Below are 22,370 nucleotides of genomic sequence, written 5' to 3'. Positions count from 1 at the left end.
TCGCATCGCGGCCGCACGCCATGCGGAAACCGCCGTCCAGCCATACGCATTCGAAGAAATATCGCGGAGCACCCGAGGATCGCCAGGCACCAACTACGAGGTCAAGACCCATGTCCACCGTATACCGCAAGCATCCATTGTCGTTTGCCATCACCGTCTCGCTGCTCGCCGCTGTATCGACATCGGCCGCGGCGTCGCCTTTCGCGACCACCCAAACGGACAGCCAGGCAACGCAGGCCCAGGCGCCCGGCACCAAGAAGGCCAGCGCCAAGGACAAAAGCGCCGCCGCCAAGGACGCGGTTACGCTGGCCACGGTGAACGTCTCCGGCGTGCGCGCGTCGCAGATGCGCGCCATCGACATCAAGCGCGAGGCGCCGAACATCCAGGACAGCATCACGGCGGAAAACATCGGCGCCCTGCCCGACGTGACCATCACCGACTCGCTGCAGCGCGTCACCGGCGTGCAGATCAACCGCGACGCCGGCGTGGGCACCTCGGTGGATGTGCGCGGCCTGCCGCAGGTCGGCACCATGCTGAACGGCGAGGTGTTCATCACGGCGGATCAGATCGACTCGCAGCAACCCGACTTCACCATGCTGCCGTCGACGCTGTTCCACGGCGTGGACGTGGTCAAGTCGTCCACCGCCAATGAGACCGACAGTGGCATCAGCGGCGCCATCGACCTGCACACCTACCGCCCCTGGGATCTGCCCAGCGGCTTCACCTACAGTTACTCCGCCAACGGCGAACGCGGCAGCAGCACCCGCCGATGGGGGCCTGAGGCCAACGGCCTGGTCTCGTACAACGACGACGGCAAGTGGGGCCTGCTGGTGTCCGCCGATTTCTCCAACACCACGCGCATGAACGCCACCGAGGGCCTGGACCAGTACGGCGTGGTGCTCAACGGCGAGAACGCCGCGAGCGCGGGCGGCTACTACGGCTTCCTCTCCGGCTGGAACGGCGCGCCGATCCCGCCGCAGATCGTGCAGAACGCCGACGGCAGCGTGGACGTCAACGGCGACGGCAAATCCAACGGCGTATTCATGGGCAGCCAGAATTTCGGCCTCTACGACACCACCACCCAGCGCAAGCGCAAGTCCGGCAACGCCTCGTTCCAGATGGATCTCGGCAACGGCTTCAGCCTGACCAGCGACTACTTCTATTCGCAGCAGCGCGAATGGGATCGCAACGTCGGCATCCAGTTCAACTCCACCAACTGGCAGGGCGCGACCTACATACCGCTACAGTCGCGCAACACCGGCAGCCCGGCGCTCGGCTCCTACGGCACGCCCGAGCCGGGCTGGCAGGGTTCGCAGTTCTACACCACGCAGGTGTACCAGAAGTGGCCGGGCGACGTGGAGTCGTTCTCGCAGATCACGCAAAAGAGTTCCAACGCGAAGAACTTCAACCTGCAGCTCGACTACGACAACGGCGGCGCGTTCACGGCCAGCGTCCGCGGCGTCCACGACACGGCGTTCCAGTCGAACGTGGAAACCGACGTCAACATCTCCGACTCCGACGGTGCGTTGTGGCCCAACGCGATGGTGGATGGCAGCGCCTCCGCCGTTCCGCCCGGCACCATGGTCTTCCCGTCGCAGCTCGGCGGCAACCGTGTGTTCAACCCGAACGGCGTGCCACAGAACACGGTGCCGATCATCGCGAACTTCGGCGGCCGCTACCTCACCATCAGCATGCCCGCCTCGCTGGCTGCCGATTTCGCCAATCCCGCCGGCTGGACGATGAAGACGCTGGAATCCTCCGGCGACTACGACCGCCAGGTGGACCTCAACGCGCTGCGCTTCGACGGCAAGTACGACTTCGAGGACGGCTTCAAGCTCGAATTCGGCGTGCGCAACAGCATCCGCAGCGCCGACAACATCGGCTGGACGCTGGAAACCCCGGTGTATGCCGGCATGGGCGCCAGCGATCCGAACGGATGCCTGGTGCGCTACGTGGGCGCCGACGTGGTGATGGACAGCGGTTCGTGCACCGCCGGCAACAGCCAGGGCGCCTTCCGCGCCGGTCCGATCTCCGCCATCTCCATGCCGAAGACGCCGGCACCGCTGTCGGGCAACTGGCAGAAATACACCAACCTGCTCGGCTCGGGCATCGATTTCTGGGCGATCAATCCGTCCGCCATGATCAACCCGGTGTCGTACTGGAAATCGCTCTATCCGGGCACCGTCGAGGTGGGTGAGCCCGGCACCACCTGGGGCGTGGGGCTGAAGGAACTGACCGGCTACCTGCAGGGCGACTTCAACGGCACGCTGGGCGACATGCCCTACAGCGGCAACGTCGGCGTGCGCGTGATCCGCACCAACCTGGACGTGACCCAGCACCTGAGCGGCGCGCCGGGCTCCTACGGCGACGAACCCGCCGACGTCGGTACCGCCGTCACCAAACGCAGCTACCGTGACGCGCTGCCGTCCGCCAACTTCGCGCTGGATATCACCGACAGCCTGAAGTTCCGCCTGGCGTATTCGAAGAACATGATGCCGCTGGACCTAAGCACCTGGGGCGGCGGCCTGCAACTTGACTACTCGCTGATGGAGACGCCGCAGGGACCGATCTTCCGTGTCGCGGACGGGCAGTCGAACGGCAACCCGAACCTCAATCCGTGGCGCTCCACCAACTACGGCGCATCGCTCGAGTACTACATCAACCCCACCAGCATGCTCAGCCTCGCGCTGTTCCGCATCAACATGCAGAGCTTCATCAAGAACGGCAGCGTGACCAACTGCACCCTGCCCGACGAGGATGGCGTGGTGCGCAACCACTGCATCGTGATCACCGAACCGGTGCAGGGCACCGGCAACAGCATCCACGGCGCCGAATTCGACTACCGCCAGGGCTTCACCTTCCTGCCTGGCATCCTGTCCAAGACGGGCATGGAGGTGAACGCCACCTACGCGCCGAGCAACTCCGGCGAAAAGGATCTGGCCGGACACAAGATTCCGTTCCAGGACAACTCCACCAAGTCCGGCAACCTGATCCTGTGGTACCAGGACGACCACTTCCAGGCCCGCGTCGCGTACAACTACCGCTCGCGGCGCGCGGTGATGGACAGCGTGGGCGGCATCACCGGCATGGAGATGTACGAGGCACCGCAGAAGTACCTCGACGCCTCGGTTTCGTACAAGCTCAACAAGTACGCCGAGATCTTCCTCGACGGCACCAACCTCACCAACGAGTACCAGCGGTACTACCTCGTGTGGCCTGACCAGCCCGCGCACTCGAATTTCTCCGAGCGCATGTTCATGTTTGGCATACGCGGGCAGTGGTGAGCGGAGCGGCTCCCCTCACCGCACCGGGCCAGGCGACGGCGTCATTCCCGCAGGATGCCTGCAAGCGGGAGTGACGCCTCGCCAAGCGCTTCAACGCGACGGACCGCCTTGCGGGGCGGTTCTGCCCGCCCCCGTCCGAGACACACAACGACAAGGCCACCATGCAGGACTCCAGCACGCCCCAGCCCGTCCGCGACGGCGGTTTCCACCGCTCCATCGGCCTGTTCTCGGGCACCGCGATCAACATGACGCAGATGTGCGGCATCGGGCCGTTCATCACCATCCCCATCATGGTTGCCGCGATGGGCGGGCCGCAGGCGGTCGTGGGCTGGATCGCCGGCGCCATCCTGGCGATGGCCGACGGCCTGGTCTGGGCCGAGCTGGGCGCGGCGATGCCTGGCTCCGGCGGTACCTATGTCTACCTGCGCGAAGCATTCCAGTACCGCAGCGGCAAGCTGATGCCGTTCCTGTTCATCTGGACGATGCTGCTGGCGATTCCCCTGCTGATGTCCACCGGCATCATCGGCATGGTGGAGTACCTGCAGTTCTTCTTCCCCGGCCTGGGCTGGTGGGCGGTGCACCTGATGAGCCTGGCGGCCACCGCCCTCGTCACCTGGATGCTGTACCGGCGCATCGAGTCGGTGCGCGCGATCACCATCGCGCTGTGGATCATCATGCTGGTCTCCGTGGTCGGCGTGGCGGCGGCGGGCTTCTCGCACTTCCATGCGGATTACGCCTTCGCCTACCCGCCCGGCGCGTTCGGCAGCCGCTTCTTCATGGGCCTGGGCGCCGGACTGGTCATCGGCATCTACGACTACCTCGGCTACAACACCACCGCCTACATCGGCGACGAGCTGCGCGATCCGGGCCGCACCATGCCCGGCTCCATCATCGTCTCGGTGATCGCGATGATGGTGGTCTACCTCGTGCTCAACATCAGCGTGCTCGGCGTGGCGCCGTGGCAGGAAATCGCCCAATCGAAATCCGTGGCTTCGCTGGTGGTGGAGCAGAGCTGGGGACACCTGGCCGCGGCAGTGATGACGGTGCTGATCATCGTGACCGCGTTCGCCTCGGTGTTCACCGGCCTGCTGGGCGGCTCACGCGTGCCGTTCCAGGCGGCGCACGAGAAGGTGTTCCTGTCGGTGTTCGGTCGCCTGCATGCGAAGCACGGCTTCCCGCACGTCGCGCTGCTGACGATGGGCGTGGTCACCGCCATCGGCACCTTCTTCGACCTCGGCGAGGTCATCAACATGCTGCTGGCCGCGACCATCATCGTGCAGTCGGTGGCGCAGATCGCCGCGCTGGTGGTGCTGCGCCGGCGCCAGCCCGGGCTGGCGCGTCCGTACAAACAGTGGCTCTACCCGGTGCCGTGCGTCATCGCGCTGCTGGGCTGGATCTACGTCTACGTCTCCGCCTCCACCGCGTCGCTGATCCTGTCCGGCCTGTGGATACTCGCCGGCATCGTGGTATTCGCGATCTGGGCCAGGGCCAACCGCTCGTGGCCGTTCGCGCCGGTGGAAATACGCGAAGCCTACCTCGGGGAACCTTGACGCCATGCGCCTACGAATCCGACACGCCCGTTCCACGCTGCTGGCGTTGACGCTCGCCACGCCGCTCGCGCAGGCGCAGGCGCAGGCGAACTACGCCGCCACCCAGGTGGCCGGCGAGGCCGGCACCACCACCGCCATCGGCCACTGGCTGATCCAGGACAGCGCCAAGGCGCAGCAAAGCGGCGCGGACATCTCCGCCGCCGGCTACGCCACCCGGGGCTGGTACCCGGTCAGCGGCCGCGCCACCGTGATGGCCGGACTGCTGGAAAACGGCACGTACAAGGACGTGTTCCACAGCGACAACCTGCGTGCGGTGCAGGTGCCGGACTCCAGCGGCAACCTGTTCGTCACGCCGTGGTGGTATCGCAGCGAGTTCGTGTTGCCGGCCGGCGCGAGAGGCCTGCACACCCTGCTGCGCACCAACGGCATCATCGCCAGCGCCGACGTGTGGTTGAACGGGCACCGCGTCGCCGACAGCGCCGGCGCCTACCCGGTGCACGAAATCGACGTGACGCGGTGGGTGCACGCAGGCGCCAACACCCTCGCGCTGGACGTGCACCCGGCCGACCCGCGGGTGGCGCTGACGACGAGCTGGGTGGACTGGAACCCCACGCCGCCGGACAACAACATGGGCCCGTGGCGCGGCGTGGACATCGTGCGGAGCGGCCCGGTCGAGCTGCGCTGGCCGCAGGCGATCCCGTCGCTGTCGCTGCCCGATCTTGCGCACGCCGACCTGAGCGTGAAGGTGGAGGCGAAGAACCTCGACACGGTGGCGCATGATGCGACGATCACCGGCACGGTGGCCGGCGTCTCCCTGCAACAAACCATCCACCTCGCACCGGGACAGGTGCAGGTAGTCGCGTTCTCGCCGAAGACCACGCCCGGCCTCGCGCTGGATCACCCGAAGATCTGGTGGCCGATCGGCATGGGCGACCATCCGCTGTACCGGCTCGACCTGACGGCCACGGTCGACGGCACAGTGTCCGACAAGACCGGCGCCACCTTCGGCATACGCAGCGTCAGTTCCAGCCTTACCCGGCAGGGCTACCGCCGGTTCTTCGTCAACGGCAAGCCGGTGCTCATCCGCGGTGCGGGCTGGGCGCCGGACATGTTCCTGCGCCACGACCCCGCGCGCATGCAGGCCGAGTTCGACTACGTGCGCAACCTCGGCCTCAACGCCATCCGCAGCGAAGGCAAGCTGGAGGACCGGCGCTTCTACGACCTCGCCGACCGCGACGGCATCATGATCCTGGCCGGCTGGGAGTGCTGCGACAAATGGGAATCGGCCGCCAGGACCGGCGGCGCGCCGTGGAGTGCCGCCGACGAGAAGGTGGCCGCGGAATCCATGGCCAGCGAGGCGCGGCTGCTGCGCAACCATCCCTCGGTGATCGGCTTCCTGATCGGCAGCGACAACGCGCCTCCGCCCGCCATCGCGAAGATGTACGTGGACACCTTGCACGCGGCGGACTGGCCGCTGCCCATCATCGCGGCGGCCACGCCCCAGGGCACTGCCGAGACCGGGCCTTCCGGCATGAAGATGGCCGGTCCCTACGACTGGATCCCGCCCTCGTACTGGTACGCCGACAAGCTGGGCGGTGCGTTCGGCTTCGACTCCGAGGTCAGCGCGGGCGCCACCATCCCGCGGCCGGAGGATCTCGAGCGCATGCTGTCGCCACAGGAGCAGGAGGCGCTGTGGAAGTACCCCAGGCTGCGCCAGTACCACGCCTCCGCGGACTGGTCGCCGTTCGCGGTGCTGACGCCGTTCGATGACGCGCTCGCCCATCGTTACGGGGCGCCCACCAGCCTCGCCGACTACGTCGCCAAGGCCCAGCTCGACAACTACGACAACGTGCGCGCGCAGTTCGAGGCGTTCAACGCGCACATGGACGCGGCCAACCCGTCCACCGGCGTGATCTACTGGATGCTCAACAACGCCTGGCCCTCGCTGCACTGGCACCTGTACGACTACTACCTGAACCCGGCCGGTGCCTACTTCGGCGCGAAGAAGGCCAACGAGCCGCTGCACATCCAGTATGCGTACGACACCGGGGCGATCATGCTGGTGAACCACACGCTGGCCGGCGTGCACGGGTTGCAGGCGCGCATCCGCGTGCGCAACCTGGACGGCAGCGTGCGCTACGAGCAGCGCGTGCGGGACATCACCCTCGCCGGCAACCGCACGCGGCAGTTGGAGACGCTGCCCGCCATCGCCGGTCTGTCGCGCACCTATTTCGTCGAACTCGAACTCGCCGGCGCCGACGGTAAGCCGGTGAGCCGCAACGTCTACTGGCTGTCCACCCAGGCCGACGTGCTCGACTGGAGGCACTCGAACTGGTACCTCACGCCGCTGACGCGGTACGCGGACCTGACGGGGCTGCGCACACTGCCCGCGGCGACGTGCGCGGTGCAGGCGACGACGCGGCGCGAGGGCAACGAGGACGTCACCACCGTCACGCTGTCGGTGCCGGCCTCCTCCCGGGCGGTGGCCCTGTTCCAGCATGCATCGATCAGGCTGGGTGCGCACGGCGCCCTCGCGCTGCCGATCCGCTGGAGCGACAATGACGTCACGCTGTGGCCCGGCGAGTCGATGGTGCTGACCGCGCGCTATGCCGCGCAGGGGGCCGCGACACCCATGGTCGAAGTGGGCGGCTGGAACGTTCCGACCCGGAGCGTCCCGGCCGGGGTCGAACCATCCGAATGACGCGACACGAGGAGCGCATCGTTGAATCCGGGCCGGCAGCCATGACACGCGTGACCATCAACGACGTCGCCCGCGCCTCGGGCACCTCGAAAAAGACCGTTTCGCGGGTGCTCAACAGCGAGCCGAACGTGCGCGACGCGGTGCGCGACCGCGTGCTGGCGGCAATGGCGGAGCTCAACTACCGCCCGCTCACCTCGGCACGCAGCCTGGCGACCAACCGTTCCTTCATGATCGGCCTGCTGTACGACAACCTGTCGCCCAGCTACATCATGGAAGTACAGGCCGGCGTGCTGGCGGCGTGCGAAGCGCAGCACTACAGCATGATGGTGCAACCACTGGTTTCGGCGGCGCCGGATCTCGCCGAGCGCGTCGAGGACATCCTGTCGCGGCACCGCCCCGACGGGCTGATCCTCACCCCGCCGATCACCGACCACCCGCAGTTGCTGCAGCTGCTGCGCAAGAGCGGCCTGCCGTTCGCCTCCATCGCCCCGCTCCACTCCAAGGACTGCATCGGCGTGATACTGCGCGAGCGCGAAGCCGCCGCGGCGATGGTGGAGTACCTGGCCTCGCTGGGCCACCGCCGCATCGCCCACATCATCGGCGACCCCAAGCACGGCGGCGGCGTCTGGCGCCTTGCCGGATTCCGCGACGGCATGAAGCGCGCGGGGCTTCGGGAAAATCCCGCGTACATGGTGCAGGGCCGCTTTTCCTTCGAGTCGGGCGTGGCGGCCACGCGCCAGTTGCTGGCGCTGCGGCAACGCCCCACCGCCATCTTCGCGGCCGACGACGACATGGCCATCGGTGCGATCTGGGCCGCCGCGGAAGCCGGCATGCAGGTACCCGGCGAAATCTCCATCTGTGGCTTCGACGACACCAACATCGCCACGCAGGTATGGCCGCCCTTGACCACCGTGCACCAGCCCGTGCGCGAGATGGGCCGGCGCGCCACCGAGGAGCTGCTGCTGCGCGTGCAGGACAAGGGCGACGCCCGCATGGTCGAGGTCGGCTACGAAATGCGCATACGCGCGTCGACCGCGCCCCCGCCCTGAGCGGGCCGCGTACCATCCGGAACGCCCGGGCGCGAAGCCATTCCGCGGCCCATCGCATTGATCGACAGGAGAGCACCCGCATGCCCATCGCAGCCGACACCGCCCAACCGCCACGGAAATTCCACTTCATTTCCGGGCTGCCGCGCTCGGGCAGCACGCTGCTGGCCGCCATCCTCAACCAGAACCCGCGCTTCCGCGCCGGCATGACCAGCCCGCTCGCCGACATCATGGGCGTGGTGATGGCGGAGGCGAGCAGCAAGAACGATTTCTCATTCGACGTCTCCGACGAACAACGCGTCGCGATGCTGCGCGGGCTGGTCGAGAACTTCTACTCGGTGCAGGTAGGCGCCGACGCGGTGTTTGACACCAGCCGCCTGTGGTGCAGCCGGATGCAGTTGCTGGACACGTTGTTCCCCGGCGTGAAGGTGATCGCCTGCGTGCGCCAGCTCGCCTGGGTGCTCGACAGCATGGAGCGGCTGGTGCAGCGACAGCCACTCAGCGTCAGCAAGGTGTTCCGCTTCGATACCAATACCACCGTGTACTCGCGCATCGAGGCGCTGACCGACCCGCGCGGGATGGTCGGCTTCGCCTACCAGGCCACCAAGGACGCGTTCTACGGCCAGCACGCGCGGGACCACCTGTTGCTGCTCACCTACGAAAATCTTGTGCGCGACCCGGCGGCAGCGATGCGCGCGGTCTACCGCTTCCTCGGCGAACCATGGTTCGAACACGACTTCGACCGCATCGAATACCACGCCGACGAGTTCGACGCCCGCGTCGGCATGCCCGGCCTGCATTCCGTCAGACCCAAGGTGGAGGCTGTCGAACGCCAGCCCGTCTTGCCACGCGACATCTTCGGCCGCTTCGCGAACGAGGCGTTCTGGATGGACCCGAAGAACAACCTCAACCAGGTACCCATCGTGTAGCGCACGCCAAGCGCATGTCTTCGCGGTGACCGCGTGCGACCCCGCCACACCCGGCGTGCGATGGAAGCGGACCGTGGTGCCGGCATCCAGGCCTTCTCGCCGCTCGTCCCGCCATCCATGAAGGGGTTTCATCGGGATGAAGCTGGCCCGGGATCGAGCCCGGGAGGTGCCTGAGTGACGCCATGGCCGAGACCTGCTCGATCGCCCGGAAGTGACCTGCGATCGCAGCCGCCGGCGATCCAATCCGAATTTCGCGCACTCATCGGTTCTTGCCAGAGATGTGGCGCGCAAGATCGCCTGCGGGCATTTGACTGAAATCCGGGAGAGGCTGGCAGCGCCTCGGAAACCGGAACGAAGCGTGGCGGCATTTGGTGACGGTTGCGATCAGACATGCACCGGACGGCCTGGCCGTGACGATGTCATCCTCGGATTGCTGACGGTCAAACCGGCGCGTACGCCTCGCGTTGGCAAAATGATCAAGACCGCCATCCAGCGGCACCCGCAGCGCGCAGAGCCGGCATGCGCTCTTGGCCGACACCTGCGAAAACATGCCATGCTGCCGGGCGTCGGGGCTGCGCATCGGATCGAGCAACCAGTGATCGAGAGTACCTGTGGGCGGAGCGGCAAGCGGAGGTTTCCCAGCAGCCTGCTGGCGTGCGTTCTTCCGCATGAGTGGAGCGCGGCGTGAGGGTATCGATCGGCGTGCGCCTGTTCGCGCTGGCGCTGGGGGCCATGATCGCGGCCGGTCTTGCCGGGCTGGCTCTGGTGCGCTGGAACTTTTCGGGGCCGCCCTCCGGCGACCGCGTGGCCACCGAGCGTCTGCGCGTGGATCGATTGGCGAAGCGCCTGGCCGCCGAGTATCCCCATACCGGTTCCTGGGCCATCCCTGACGCGTCGCCGGCGCGGCGCCGCGGGATGTGGCAGGCGGCGGTGGACGAAGCGACTCGCGATGCAGCCGGATCGCCGGAACTGCTGGCCGATCGCGCCGGGCTCGTCGATGCGGATGGAAGGCTGATCGCCGGCTATCGGGCGAGTCCCCTGCTGGTCGCGCTGGTGTCGATCGACCGTGTCAGTCGCGCCATCGTCGTGGATGGGCGCGCGGTCGGCACGCTGGTGGTGGCTCGTCCGCGCAACACCGACGATGCGCTCGCGGTGGCGTTCCTGATCCGCCAGCAGGGGCGGCTCGCCGCGCTGGCGGGATTCGCCCTGCTGCTGGCCACGCTGGCCTCGCTACTCCTGGCGCAGCGGGTGCGCCGTCCCGTGCGCGTGCTGGTGCGAGGCGCGCGGGCCTGGGGCGAAGGGCGGCTCGACATGCGCGTCGATGCCAGCCGCCGCGATGAGCTGGGGGACCTCGCACGGGCGTTCAACGCGCTGGCGGAACGGCTGCAGCAGGCCGAGGACGCGCGTCGGCAGTGGGTGGCCGACACCTCGCACGAATTGCGCACGCCGCTGGCGGTGATGCGTGCGCAGGTGGAGGCGATGCTGGACGGCGTGCGGCCTGCCACGGCGGATCACCTGGCGCTGCTGGGGCGGCACCTGGCGGGGCTGGGGCGGCTGGTCGACGACCTGCAGACCCTCGCGCTGGGGGATGCCGGCGCACTGGTAATCCGGCTGGCGAGGGTCGACGCCACGGCCATGGTCGCCGCGTCGTGGGGCGGGTTCGCACCCCGCTTCGGGGCGGCGGGGCTGACGATGACGACGGAGGCGCTGCCCATCCATGCGATCGTCCGCGCCGACGCGCAGCGCCTCCACCAGGTGCTGACCAACCTGATGGAGAACAGCGTGCGGCACACAGCGCCCGGCGGCCGCGCAAACCTGTCCATGGTGGCCTCGGGAGACCGTTGCCGCATCGTGTTCGACGACAGCGCTCCGGGCGTGTCCGACGAAACGTTGGGCAGGCTCGGCGAGCGTCTTTTTCGCCCCGACGCATCGCGCCGTCGCGAGAACGGCGGTGCCGGCCTGGGGCTGGCATTGAGCCGCAAGCTGGTGGAGCTGCAGGGCGGCGAGCTGACCTTCGACCACTCCCCGCTGGGGGGCCTGCGGGTCACCCTTGCCTTGCCGCGGGAGGCGTGACATGGCGGCCATCGTGTTGGTGGAGGACGAGGCCGACCTCTCGGCCATCGTGATGGACTACATCATCGCCGCTGGCCATCAGCCACGGTGCTTCGTCGACGGTGCCGAGGCGCTGGCCCATCTGCGCGCGTCGCTGCCCGAGTTGATCGTGCTCGATCTGATGCTGCCTGGACTGGACGGATTGTCGCTGTGCCGTGCGGTGCGCGACTTTTCCGAGGTGCCGATCATCATGACCACCGCGAAGGTGGAGGAGATCGACCGTCTGCTCGGCCTGGAGGCTGGCGCCGACGATTACCTGTGCAAGCCTTACAGCCCGCGCGAACTGATGGCGCGAATCGCTGCCGTGCTGCGCCGCGCGCGGCCGTCCCCGGCCGATGCCCCGCGCGTGCGGATCGACGAGGCCACGCGCACCGTGCGCGTGGCGGGGCGCGTGTTGGCACTCACCGCCACCGAGTACAACCTGCTGGCGGCGATGGCGCGCCGGCCCGGAGTGATCTTTTCCCGCGCCCAGCTGCTGGATGCGGCGGCCGGCGAGAATCTCGACGTAAGCGACCGCGCCATCGACAGCCACATCAAGAACCTGCGCCGCAAGCTGGCCGGGAGCCTGCCCGGGGTGGAATTGATCCAGTCGGTGTACGGGCTGGGCTACCGGGTCGAGCCCTGAGCAGCTTCACCCACGATCTCTCCACATTTGCGCTCCACGCTCGATGTCGCCGGAGACGGCGACTTCCCTTCAAGCGAGGAGCAATGACGATGGACAGGCAACTCACGCGCACGTCGCGCCGCTGGCGCCGCAAGGCGATCGCCGTTGGCGTACTGGTAGCTGCACTCGGTGCGGCGGGCTTTGTGACGATCGGCCACGGGCGCGGCGCAAGCCGCGCGCCGCAGCGCGACATGGCAATCGACGCCGCCGTGCGCGCCGAGGTGATCCACGCGGCGGTGGCGCAGCTCGATCGGGCCTACGTCTTTCCCGCCCAGGCTGAGCGGATACACGCGCTGCTGCTGGGCAAGCTGCAGCACGGCGACTTCGACGACATCGACAGCGCCGACGATTTCGCCGATCGGCTCACCACCGTACTGCGCAAGGCCAGCCGCGACGACCACCTGCAAGTGCGCTACGTCGAGCATGCGCTGCCGCCGCAGGTGCCGGGGCAAAGCCTGCCCGCAGCAGAGCAGGCGCACGAGCACGCCGAGCAGCTGCGCTTCAATTACGGCATGGCCGAAGTGAAGCGCCTGCAGGGCAACCTCGGGTACATCGACCTGCACCAGCTCGGCCGCCCCGACGGCGCCGACCTGCGCATGGCCGACGCGTTTGGCCTGCTGCGCGACACGCAGGCGCTGGTGATCGATCTGCGCCACTGCACGGGAGGCGACCCGGACACCGTGATGCACTTCGCCAGCTACCTGTTCGACCGTCCCACTCACCTCAACGACGTCTACTGGCGCGACGAGAACCGCACGGAAGTGCGCTGGACGAGCGCGACCGTTCCCGGTGCCCGCTACGGCCAGCATCGTGCGGTGTATCTGCTCACCAGCGGCGACACCTTCTCCGGTTGCGAGGACCTGGCTTACGCGCTGAAGAATGCGCATCGGGCGATCCTGGTCGGCGAGACCACCGGCGGCGGCGCGCATGCCGGCAGTCCGCAGCGGCTGGATGCGCACTTCATGATGTTCGTGCCCTCCGGCCGGCCGATCAGTCCGGTCACGCACACCGACTGGGAGGGCGTGGGCGTGGTGCCGGACGTATCAACCTCCGCGGCCAAGGCCCTGGACAGGGCGCAACTGCTGGCGCTGCGCAACATCGTGGCGCACGAGCCGGATCCGGACTGGAAGCGCCGGGTACAGCAGCGCGTGCGTGACCTGGAGTGAGCCACCGGCACCGGCCGTCCCGGCGGCGCGGGGCCGTGGCGTTGGCCTCGACCCGCGGCTGCATGGGCCGGACCCGCGGCATGTGTCCGATCCCGTGGACACATGCTGGCGCCAGTTGAGGGGCAAACTCGGAACCCGCCCTGCCCTCGACAACACCGGCCAATCGCCCCGCCCTGAGTCTGCACCGGGCTGCGGACACTCTGGCCAGACCTCAAGGCTCACTGTTTCGGTTCGGTTATTCGCAATCGTGGCTTGCCCGCCAAGGACCTGAGCGGGAAGTATGCGCGGTGTGTGCCTGCGTCCACGGCGACGACGTGGGCATTGGGACCCAACATGTCCGTCCCGATCAGGCTGACTTTTTTCCCTTCGACCTGGAACAGCGAGACCTGGCCGGATTCCCCCGCAACATAAAGCCAACCCAGCGCCGGATCGAATGCCAAGACATCCGGATCCTTGGCGACATTGAATGTGGCAACAACACTCCGGCGGGTCAGATCCACCACGATCAGCTTGTCGTTTTCTTCGCAGGCAATGAAGGCCAGATGCGTGACGGGATCGATATGGAGGCCGTGATTGCCTTCCGCGCCCGGCAGGTCCATCCGGCTGACTACCCTGTCGGTGACCGGATCAATCTCCACCAGCTGCTTGCGGGTTTGCACGTTTGCGAAGATGTGCTTGGACACCGGGTCGTATTGTGTGTTGCCTACTTCACCGCCCAAGGGGATGGTTGCCACCCGCGCGTTTGTGCGGACATCGATCACCGTATCGGTGCCACCATGTTCATCGGAAACGTAGAGCTTGTGGACTTCCGGGGCGTAAGCCATGCCATCAGGATAGTCACCTGCCGGCACGCGAGCAGTGATTTTCAAGGTGGCCGGATCAATCGAAACCACCTCATCGCTACCCGTGGCCGAGGCATAGACCCGCCCCAACTCGGGCACGAACAGCACACCGTGCACGTGGCTGACGCTGGACACCTCCGCCACCACCTTTTGCGCCTGCGTGTCGAACACCACAACCGTGCTGTCGCCCAGATGCGCCAGGTAAAGCCGATGGGTGGCAGGGTCGAGACTGGCGTAATCCCAACGGGTGGCATCGCCCGTCAGCGGCACGTCAGCCACAGGCCTGAGTGGGAGATGCCCAACGGTCGCCAACCGCAACCGTGCATGCGAGCCGGGGCGCATCAGCTCGCCGAGGTAGTCCGAACCGGCAGGGAAACCGGGAAAATGATCGAGCGGACGGATTGCCCTGGCCACGTCCACGATGGACGCTCGGGGGGACGGCTGCGCCATTGCGCTCGACGCCACGGTGGCAGACACCATCGCGAGCGCCGGCAGCAGGCCATTTCGCAAGCATTCCCTCAACAGGTGTCGTGGATGCATTTCCTGCTGGTTCCTCTCGACGGTCGTGGGCCGTCGTTCCCGGCAGCTGCTCCTTGTTGCCACGCGTGATCCGTGTGCGAAACCTGTCGATGCCGCGTCAGTTGCGAGGCGTCGCAGGAGTGTCGCCTATCACGGAAACGACCGCTGAATCCGGTCCACTCCATGCCGGCGCTCCCTCATGGTCGAGTCGATGGGCGGCGTCGTTCCATGTCAGCCTGGTGACCGAATAGTTGCCCTGCTCGTAACGGTAGGACGTTCCGTCGTCCCGGAACAGCGCGAAGCTGCCATCCGCTCCCGGGTATACCTTGACCGACACGATCTTCTGCGTTTGCCCTGCGCCCGCTTCGCCCGTACCCAGCGGCACGATGCTGCCAGCCTTTACGAACAGCGGCAGCGTATCGATGGGTGCATCCACCTCGACCGTCTGCCCGCCATGCAGGCGCTGGTTCGTCCAGTAGTTGTACCAGTCACAGCCGGCCGGCAGATACACCGCCCGATGGGTGGCGCCCTGCTCCGTGATGGGGGCGACCAGGAAAGCCGGCCCATACATGTACTCGTCAGGGATATCCGCAACTTTCGGATCGTGCGGAAAATCCATGAACAGCGCGCGCATGTACGGCGCGCCGGTCCGGTAGCTGCGATAGGCCGCCGAATACGTGTACGGCAACAGCTGGTAGCGCAGCTTCAGGTACTTAGCCAGGATCGGTTCGGCCTGCTTGCCGTAAGACCATACTTCGTTGTGATTCCTTTCGCCGTGCGCACGCATCACCGGCTGGAAGACGCCCCATTCGAACCAGCGCACGAACAGTTCGGGATAGTCCTCGTAGTTTCCGATCGTGCCGCGCACGTCGGAGCCATCGATCAGGGGCTTGTGCGCCGCGTGGTAGTCGGCGGGAATCACGGGCGACAGAAAGCCCGCGATATCGGTATCCCAGTACGGCATGCCCGTCGCGGTGAAATTGAGCCCCGCCGGGATGGACCTCTTGAGCATGTCCCAGGTCGCGACGATGTCGCTCGACCAGAAGACGGTGCCGTTGCGTTGCGCGCCCAGATAGGCCGCGCGCGCGAGGATCATCACCCTTCGGCTGTCGCCGAAATCGCGCCGGAATCCGTCGTACACCGAGGCGGTGTGGAACAACGGATACACGTTGTAGTAGCGCCGGCCCGAGCCGATCCAGAACACGTCCTTCGCCGGATCGATGTCCGGTTCCGTTTCATCGAGCCATATGTAATCGAAGCCGTACGGCTTGATGTAGCGATCGCGGATTTCCTGCCAGAACCACTTCGCCGCAGCCGGGTTCGTGGTGTCGATGTTCGGCCCGATGACCGCCTTGAAGCCGCCCGGGTCCGGCAGGCCATCGCGCGTGTGCACCAGCCAGCCTTTGCGGGCGAGCATGTCGTAGAACAGCGATCCCTTCGAGAAGTGCGGCCACACGCTCAGCAGCGTGTCCACGCCCATCGCGTGCAGGCGGCGGTTCATGGCGGCGGGATCCGGCCAGCGGGTCGGGTCCAGGTCCAGGTTTCCCTGCCTGGTCATGTTGAGGAAATCCACCACCATCACGCCCAGCGGCAGGTGCTTGCGGCGGTACTCGTCGGCAACGGCCAGGATCTGTTCCTGCGTCGGGTAGATCGCCTTGCTCTGGATGTAGCCGTAGACCCTCCGGGGCAGGAGGTGCGTCACGCCCGTCAGCCGGCGATAGCCTTCGTAGATCTCGTCGGCGCCGTTGCCCGCGATGACGAAGTAGGAGACGCGATCGCCCACTTCCGACGACCAGACGTTCTGGCCATTGAAGCCGAGCCGTACGGTGGTTTTCGAAGGGTTGTCCCAGACCAGGCCATAGCGGAGGCTCGACACCATGAAGGGTACGCAGACGCTCTCGCCGCCCAGCGCGGAATAGTCGTGCCAGCAGCGGATCTCATGGTCGCGCAGGTCCAGCCATCCCTGCTGCTGCTGTCCGAGGCCGTAGTAATGCTCGTCGGCGGGCGATTCGAACGTGGCGGCGACGCGGAAGTCCCTTGCGCCGGCATGCGCCTGCGCCGCCTCCGGTGGCTCGGGTGCCATCGTCCAGGTGCGCATGCGCAACAGTGTCCTGCCCGCGGCGTCGGTGACCCGCAGCGCGTCGTTGAACGTATGTGGATCTTTCCATTGCCCGAAGTATTTTTTGCGAAGCTGGCGGTTCAGCGCGTCCAGCGGCAAGCCCTGCGGGAGGTGGTCAGGCGCAAGCTTCCCGGGGGCCACCCGCACCACCATTTTCGAGGAACGGAACACGTCGTCGCCTGCCGCATCGCGCACATGCGTCCACCCGCGGGCCGAGGGTTGGGCCACGAATCCGTAGCCGGGCGGATGCATCACGGCCGCCCGATCGACCCCGAACGTTACCCGCACGATGTTCGGCGCGTAGGGTTCGAGTGAAATGGTCCTCCCATCCCGCTGCAGCACGAGAGGGGCATCCTGCGCTGCCGCAGTGCCGTTCAGCGACACGCTCAGGAGCAGCGCGCAAAGTCCGCCGGAAAACAGTTTCCGCATCATGGTTGTCGCGCCCCCGATCGTTTGGCCGATGCCGTTCCGGAAAGCCGCTACGCGTGAGCTTCCCATCCGCTTCCATCGCCGATGTTCTTCCCGCGCGCCCCACAGTGACGCCCCGGGCAATTCACCGTCACCGGGCGCATTCTGTCACCCTTGGCACCACCTTCCCGCCCATTGGCACGACCAGACAAATAATCGCAATTTGGGGTGGGCAATATCGCAATGAAGCGCACCGGGGATGCGGTGAATGATTCGCGTAGAGATCATGGGCCGCGGTTTGATCGCTGCGCAGGCCGGGATGAAATCCCGGCCTGCATCCAACGAACACTCCGCCCGGAAAAGAGCGCACCGCATGACACACTGGCTGAGAAATGCACTGTTGCTACTGACCCTGCTCGCCGCTGCCGCGGCAGCCGGCGCGCAGGAAGTCGCCCCGACGCCGCCCATCGGCTGGAACAGCTGGGATGCCTACGGCCTGACCATCGACGAAGCCGAGTTCAAGGCCAACGCCGCGGAGCTGGCCAAGCTGCACGCTTATGGCTGGACGTATGCCGTGATCGACGAAGGCTGGTACATGGGCAATCCGTTCGGCGACAGCTTGCGGCACCGCGATTACGCCGTGGATGCGCACGGCCTGCTGGTTCCTTCCGTGAAGCGCTTTCCGTCCTCCGCCGACGGCCATGGCTTCAAGGCCGTCGCCGACTGGGTGCACGCACAAGGCCTGAAGTTCGGCATCCATATCGTGCGCGGCATTCCCAGGCAGGCGGTGGAAGCGAATCTGCCGATCGCCGGGTCCAGCTTCCATGCGCAGGACGCCGCCGATACGGCCGACACCTGCCCGTGGGACGACGGCGACTACGGTGTGCGCGACAACGCGGCAGGCCAGGCCTATTACGATTCGATGCTGGCGCAGTACGCGCACTGGGGCGTGGATTTCCTCAAGGTCGACTGCATTGCCGATCACCCATATCGCATCAGCGAGATACGGCAGATCGCGGCGGCGATCAAGAAGAGCGGCCGCCCCATCGTGCTCAGCCTGTCGCCCGGCCCCACCCGGCTTTCGCACGCCGCGGAGATCCGCAAGTACGGCCAGATGTGGCGCATCTCCAACGACGTGTGGGACGGCTGGACGTTTGCGCACGAGCGCCCCAAAGATGATTTTCCCATGGGGGTCCGCGACATTTTCGATCGCCTGCCGCCATGGGCAGGGCAGGCGCGCGATGGCCGCTGGCCCGACGCCGACATGTTGCCGTTCGGCGTGCTTGCGCCGCATCCGGGATGGGGTGAACCACGCCATTCCCGCCTGACGCTGGACGAGGAGCGCACGCAACTGACCCTGCTCGCCATTGCGCGTTCGCCGCTGATCCTCGGCGCCAACCTCACCAGGCTGGACGATGCCACCCGTGCGCTGATCACCAACAAGGAGGTCATCGCGGTCGATCAGCACAGTCACGGCAATCGTCCGCTCGAACATCTGCCGGCAGGCTTCGGGCAGGTGCGTGCGTGGACGGCATCCGGCGAGGCCGGCGAACGCTACCTGGCCGTGTTCAACCTGGACGGCAAGCCGGTGAGTCTGCAAGCGACCTGGCAGCAGCTGGGCCTGGCTTCGGGCAAACATGCCGCACGCGAACTGTGGAGCGGCCATCGCCTGCCGGCATCCGACCGTCTGCCGATCCGGCTGCCTGCGCATGGCTGCGTGCTTTACTCGGTCAGATAGGGCCTGACAGCGGCTGCCGCGCGCGAAACCATTGGCCCGTCAGCTGCGCGCCGTGGAGAATCATGGCGATACCGAGACGGATCGTGTCCGGCCGACCTCACCGCCAGCGTGAATCGCCGCACGCGAGATCGCAATTCGGTCAGGTGTCGAAGCGCGCCGAGGTCAAGGCATCGCGTGGCCACATCCATCCCCGGACATCCTGGCTCCGCCTCCCTCGCCAGTTGCACCACCGCCCATGGGGGCCACCCCGCTTCCGCGAACGCCACGCATCGGCATGCGCAGAATCCCGTGTGGCCATGAAGCCAATTTGCCACCTCTCCCCCGCCCTCGCGGCACGGGCCAATCGCAGTGGTGCGGATCGCTATTGGCTTGACCGTGCGTTGCCAGCCAGATTGTCCGGGGTCGGCGCAAGAACCGGCCATCGTCGTCCGCCATCCGGCCTCATCCCGTCCCGGGATGGCCTGACCAGGCCTTGCCCGTGAACGCCGGGCGGTTGAAGCGCCAAGAGCGACATCGTCGCGCTGAAACTTAAGCGGCAACGTGGCGTGTGCCGCGGCACCGCCCGGAAGCTCAAGCCCAAGATCAGGCAGGTCGTGGCCGTGCGCGAGGCGCCATGCCCGCTCGCGGTGTCCTTGCCGGTGCAAGCCGCCCCGTCTCGGCGAGGCTGGCGGGCTTTTGACTGCTGAACAGGTTGACCCGGGAACAAGCGGGGGAGACCGCAGTTCTAGCCTGCCGCCTTAAAAATGCCCCGGCGGTTCGCCGGGGCACTGCGCAAGGCGTCGTTCCCGCGTGGACCGGTCAGAAGTCCTGCGAGAAGCGCAGGCCGATCAGACGCGGCATGTTGGTGACGACATAGACCTGTCCGTTCGGGTAGGCCGGCACCACCCCGTGCGCGGCACAGACCGACTCGTCGCACTCCGAGTACTTGCCGATCTGCGCCCGCTTGTCGAACACGTTGTTGACGTAGAAGTCCAGCGACCAGCCCTTGCTGCTGCGGTAGCCAGCGGACAGATCCACCGTGTTGTACGCGGCCATGTCGCCAAGCAGCGAACGCGCCTCAAGCCGCAGGTCCGACTTGCGCCGGCCGACGTGCACCATCGCCGCCTGCACGTAGCCCTCGTTCTCGCCAAGATCGAACGAATAGCGTGCAGAGAGGTTGCCCTTGAACCTTGGCGTGATCGGCAACTGCGTGCCCTTCGGCGCCTGCGGATCGGCGCAGCTGGTCACCGGATTGCCGCTCGCATCGGTGTAACCGCAGTAGTTCGCGGTGAGCTTGGCGATGTAGAAGGCCCCGCCCGCGTTGATCTGCAGGTTGTACGTGGCAGCCCAGTTCAGTTCCGTTTCCAGCCCGTCGATGCGCGCCTGGTTGGCGTTCTTTATCTCGGTGAGCCCGTTCGCGCCGAGAATGGAGAACTGGAAGTTGTTCCAGTTCTCGCGGAACACCGAGCCGTTCCACGACATGCGGTTGTTGAACCAGGTGGTCTTCCAGCCCGCTTCGAGGTTGGTGAGGTAATCGGCCTGGTACGGCGGCAGCGAGGCGCGGCGGTTGATGCCGCCGGGACGGAAGCCCTCCGAGCGGGTGATGTACACCATCTTGGTCGGCGTGATGTTCCAGGTCAGGTTCACCTTGCCGAGCGAGCCGCTCTCCTTCACGCCCTTGTCGAAGTCCAGGCACGGCGCACCGTGATAGGGCGTGGGCGAAATGCACCCGGCCTCGCCGTAACTGGACGAAGGCGAATAGCCTGCACTGAAGCCGTAATAGCCGCCCAGGGTGTTGTGGGTACGGAAGTAGCGGCCGCCGATCGTGGCCGTGAGGGTGTCCGGCACCAGGTCGTACGACAGCTCGCCGAAGATCGCTTCGTCCTGGTCGACGCGGGTCTGCTTGGTCAGCCACAGCGTATCCGGCCAGCCCGGCGTCGAGAGCGAATCGGCCAGGCCGTCGATCATGTACCGCTGCTCGATGTCGTGGACCTGCCGCTCCCAGAACACGCCGGCCACCAGCCGCAGGCGGTCGTCGGCCGGGGAGGCGATGCGCAGTTCGTGGCTTTGCTTGGTGTAGCGGTCCTTGCCGATGATGTGCTGCGACGGATTGATCAGCGTGCCGTTGTTGTCGTAGATGTACGCACCGGAGCCGTACAGCGTGTCGTACCAGAACGAATAGTCGCTGTAGTCGTTGTACTCGTCGGTCGTGCGCTTGAGATGGGCATAGGCGTAGGTCAGGTCGAAGTTGCCGATCTTCCCTTCCACCGTCAGCGCCCCCTGCCACCAGCGGTCGTTGGTGCGCTCCTTGTAGGCATGGCTGACCGCGAGGTCCCCCACCTGCGGGTCGTAGGCGAACAGGCCGTTGGCGATGCTCTGCTGGCCCATGAGGGTCGGGCTGATCGACCAGTTGTCATCGAGGTCCACCTTGAGCGCGGCGCGGCCGCCGGTGGTGTCGACATCGTTGTAGTGGTTCTTGGCCCGCCCGGTGCAGACCAGGGTCGAGGTCGACGTGCATGCGTCGTCGGTGACCGTAACGCCCGAGCTCGGGAACGTGCGATAGCCGACCTTGTTGTCGATGTATCCGGAGTCGTGCTCGCGCCAGCCGACCAGGCGGACCGCCGACTTCGTCGAGATGGGAATATTCACCATCCCCTCGGCGGTGTAGCCCAGTCCGCCGTTCTTCACCGTGCTGGTGCCGAGGCTGTAGTTCGCGGCGTAGCTGCTCGGGTCGGGCTTGTTGGTGATGATGCGGATCGCGCCCGCTTCGGCGCTGGCGCCATACAGCGTGCCCTGCGGTCCGGACAGCGTCTCGACCCGGGCGATGTCGTACATGTGGATGTCGAGCGGGCCCTGGATCGTGGTCACCGGCTCCTCGTCCAGATACACGCCCACACTGGGCAGCGAGCCGGAATGGTTGCCGTCGCCGCCGGAGGCGACGCCACGCATGTAGATCAGCGCGAAGCCCGGCCCGTAGCTCTGGTAGGACACGCTCGGCAGATACTTCACATAGTCGTCGAAGTTCTTGACGTGCAGTTCCTCCAGCCGGTCGGAGCCAAGCACCTGGATGCTCACCGGCACCTTCTGCAGGTTTTCCGTGCGCTTCTCGGCCGTCACGGTGACGGTGCTGAGCTGCGCCACCTTCTGGTCCCTCTGCGGCTTGGTCGACGATTGCGCGCTGGCATCCTGGCCGAACGCGGGTGCGGTGATGGCCAGGCAGATGGCGGCGGCCAGCGGCAAGCGGGACAGGCGCCTTCGCACCCCTCCGGAGTCTGGTGTATTGCGGTGTCGGTACATCGTTTCCCCTCCCTCG

At 66.6% G+C, this 22,370-nt stretch carries 13 protein-coding genes; 9 read left to right on the top strand and 4 right to left on the bottom strand.

Annotated features, from left to right (window positions below; genetic code table 11):
* The first annotated feature begins 110 nt into the window (after nucleotides 1–110).
* From ACQGNW_RS13765 to ACQGNW_RS13745, 5 genes are all read left to right on the top strand, one after another.
* Nucleotides 111–3,284, top strand: a complete 3,174-nt coding sequence (locus tag ACQGNW_RS13765) for a TonB-dependent receptor (protein ID WP_426663784.1) — start codon at nucleotides 111–113, stop codon at nucleotides 3,282–3,284.
* Nucleotides 3,285–3,445: 161 nt separating this feature from the next.
* Nucleotides 3,446–4,834: an APC family permease gene (locus ACQGNW_RS13760; RefSeq protein ID WP_426663783.1), complete on the top strand. Its 1,389-nt coding sequence runs from the start codon at nucleotides 3,446–3,448 to the stop codon at nucleotides 4,832–4,834.
* Between the two features lie 4 nt (nucleotides 4,835–4,838).
* Nucleotides 4,839–7,535 (top strand): glycosyl hydrolase 2 galactose-binding domain-containing protein, encoded by a 2,697-nt coding sequence (locus ACQGNW_RS13755; RefSeq protein WP_426663782.1) that lies wholly within the window; start codon nucleotides 4,839–4,841, stop codon nucleotides 7,533–7,535.
* 41 nt (nucleotides 7,536–7,576) lie between these two features.
* The gene (locus ACQGNW_RS13750; RefSeq protein WP_426663781.1) at nucleotides 7,577–8,584 is read left to right on the top strand and encodes a LacI family DNA-binding transcriptional regulator; all 1,008 of its coding nucleotides are present in this window, start codon (nucleotides 7,577–7,579) and stop codon (nucleotides 8,582–8,584) included.
* A gap of 80 nt (nucleotides 8,585–8,664) precedes the next feature.
* The gene (locus ACQGNW_RS13745) at nucleotides 8,665–9,510 is read left to right on the top strand and encodes a sulfotransferase family protein (RefSeq protein WP_426663780.1); all 846 of its coding nucleotides are present in this window, start codon (nucleotides 8,665–8,667) and stop codon (nucleotides 9,508–9,510) included.
* A gap of 259 nt (nucleotides 9,511–9,769) precedes the next feature.
* Here the strand turns inward: ACQGNW_RS13745 and ACQGNW_RS13740 are convergent, their stop codons facing one another.
* Entirely contained in the window at nucleotides 9,770–10,102 is a 333-nt protein-coding gene (locus tag ACQGNW_RS13740) for a hypothetical protein (RefSeq protein WP_426663779.1), read from the bottom strand.
* A gap of 110 nt (nucleotides 10,103–10,212) precedes the next feature.
* Here ACQGNW_RS13740 and ACQGNW_RS13735 point away from each other — a divergent pair, with 110 nt between their 5' ends.
* From ACQGNW_RS13735 to ACQGNW_RS13725, 3 genes are all read left to right on the top strand, one after another.
* Nucleotides 10,213–11,583 carry an ATP-binding protein gene (locus ACQGNW_RS13735; protein ID WP_426663778.1) on the top strand — a complete coding sequence of 457 codons (1,371 nt, stop codon included), beginning with the start codon at nucleotides 10,213–10,215 and terminating at the stop codon, nucleotides 11,581–11,583.
* A gap of 1 nt (nucleotide 11,584) precedes the next feature.
* Nucleotides 11,585–12,247: a response regulator gene (locus ACQGNW_RS13730; RefSeq protein ID WP_426663777.1), complete on the top strand. Its 663-nt coding sequence runs from the start codon at nucleotides 11,585–11,587 to the stop codon at nucleotides 12,245–12,247.
* 89 nt (nucleotides 12,248–12,336) lie between these two features.
* Nucleotides 12,337–13,452, top strand: coding sequence for a S41 family peptidase (locus ACQGNW_RS13725; RefSeq protein WP_426663776.1), 1,116 nt, complete (start codon nucleotides 12,337–12,339; stop codon nucleotides 13,450–13,452).
* Between the two features lie 218 nt (nucleotides 13,453–13,670).
* Here the strand turns inward: ACQGNW_RS13725 and ACQGNW_RS13720 are convergent, their stop codons facing one another.
* Nucleotides 13,671–14,834 carry a YncE family protein gene (locus tag ACQGNW_RS13720; protein WP_426663775.1) on the bottom strand — a complete coding sequence of 388 codons (1,164 nt, stop codon included), beginning with the start codon at nucleotides 14,832–14,834 and terminating at the stop codon, nucleotides 13,671–13,673.
* A gap of 97 nt (nucleotides 14,835–14,931) precedes the next feature.
* Complete coding sequence (locus tag ACQGNW_RS13715; protein ID WP_426663774.1) at nucleotides 14,932–17,364, bottom strand: glycoside hydrolase family 31 protein; 2,433 nt, start codon at nucleotides 17,362–17,364, stop codon at nucleotides 14,932–14,934.
* A gap of 349 nt (nucleotides 17,365–17,713) precedes the next feature.
* Between ACQGNW_RS13715 and ACQGNW_RS13710 the strand changes: the two genes are divergently transcribed.
* Nucleotides 17,714–19,078 carry a glycoside hydrolase family 27 protein gene (locus tag ACQGNW_RS13710; protein ID WP_426663773.1) on the top strand — a complete coding sequence of 455 codons (1,365 nt, stop codon included), beginning with the start codon at nucleotides 17,714–17,716 and terminating at the stop codon, nucleotides 19,076–19,078.
* A gap of 798 nt (nucleotides 19,079–19,876) precedes the next feature.
* On the opposite strand, the gene ACQGNW_RS13705 is transcribed toward ACQGNW_RS13710, so the two are convergent.
* Nucleotides 19,877–22,354: a TonB-dependent receptor gene (locus tag ACQGNW_RS13705; protein WP_426663772.1), complete on the bottom strand. Its 2,478-nt coding sequence runs from the start codon at nucleotides 22,352–22,354 to the stop codon at nucleotides 19,877–19,879.
* Nucleotides 22,355–22,370 lie beyond the last annotated feature (16 nt).

The sequence above is a fragment of the Rhodanobacter aciditrophus genome (genome assembly GCF_050026795.1).
Taxonomy (GTDB): Bacteria; Pseudomonadota; Gammaproteobacteria; order Xanthomonadales; family Rhodanobacteraceae; genus Rhodanobacter_A.
Note: the sequence above shows the minus strand (reverse complement) of the source record. Positions and strands in the feature narration are given on the sequence as shown.

What these genes read in the sequence shown, in the direction of transcription:
- ACQGNW_RS13760 (WP_426663783.1), top strand. Translation starts at nt 3,446, where the DNA reads ATGCAGGACTCCAGCACGCCCCAGCCCGTCCGCGACGGCGGTTTCCAC.
- ACQGNW_RS13755 (WP_426663782.1), top strand. Translation starts at nt 4,839, where the DNA reads ATGCGCCTACGAATCCGACACGCCCGTTCCACGCTGCTGGCGTTGACG.
- ACQGNW_RS13730 (WP_426663777.1), top strand. Translation starts at nt 11,585, where the DNA reads ATGGCGGCCATCGTGTTGGTGGAGGACGAGGCCGACCTCTCGGCCATC.
- ACQGNW_RS13715 (WP_426663774.1), bottom strand. Translation starts at nt 17,364, where the DNA reads ATGATGCGGAAACTGTTTTCCGGCGGACTTTGCGCGCTGCTCCTGAGC.
- ACQGNW_RS13720 (WP_426663775.1), bottom strand. Translation starts at nt 14,834, where the DNA reads ATGCATCCACGACACCTGTTGAGGGAATGCTTGCGAAATGGCCTGCTG.
- ACQGNW_RS13765 (WP_426663784.1), top strand. Translation starts at nt 111, where the DNA reads ATGTCCACCGTATACCGCAAGCATCCATTGTCGTTTGCCATCACCGTC.
- ACQGNW_RS13745 (WP_426663780.1), top strand. Translation starts at nt 8,665, where the DNA reads ATGCCCATCGCAGCCGACACCGCCCAACCGCCACGGAAATTCCACTTC.
- ACQGNW_RS13750 (WP_426663781.1), top strand. Translation starts at nt 7,577, where the DNA reads ATGACACGCGTGACCATCAACGACGTCGCCCGCGCCTCGGGCACCTCG.
- ACQGNW_RS13710 (WP_426663773.1), top strand. Translation starts at nt 17,714, where the DNA reads ATGACACACTGGCTGAGAAATGCACTGTTGCTACTGACCCTGCTCGCC.
- ACQGNW_RS13705 (WP_426663772.1), bottom strand. Translation starts at nt 22,354, where the DNA reads ATGTACCGACACCGCAATACACCAGACTCCGGAGGGGTGCGAAGGCGC.
- ACQGNW_RS13725 (WP_426663776.1), top strand. Translation starts at nt 12,337, where the DNA reads ATGGACAGGCAACTCACGCGCACGTCGCGCCGCTGGCGCCGCAAGGCG.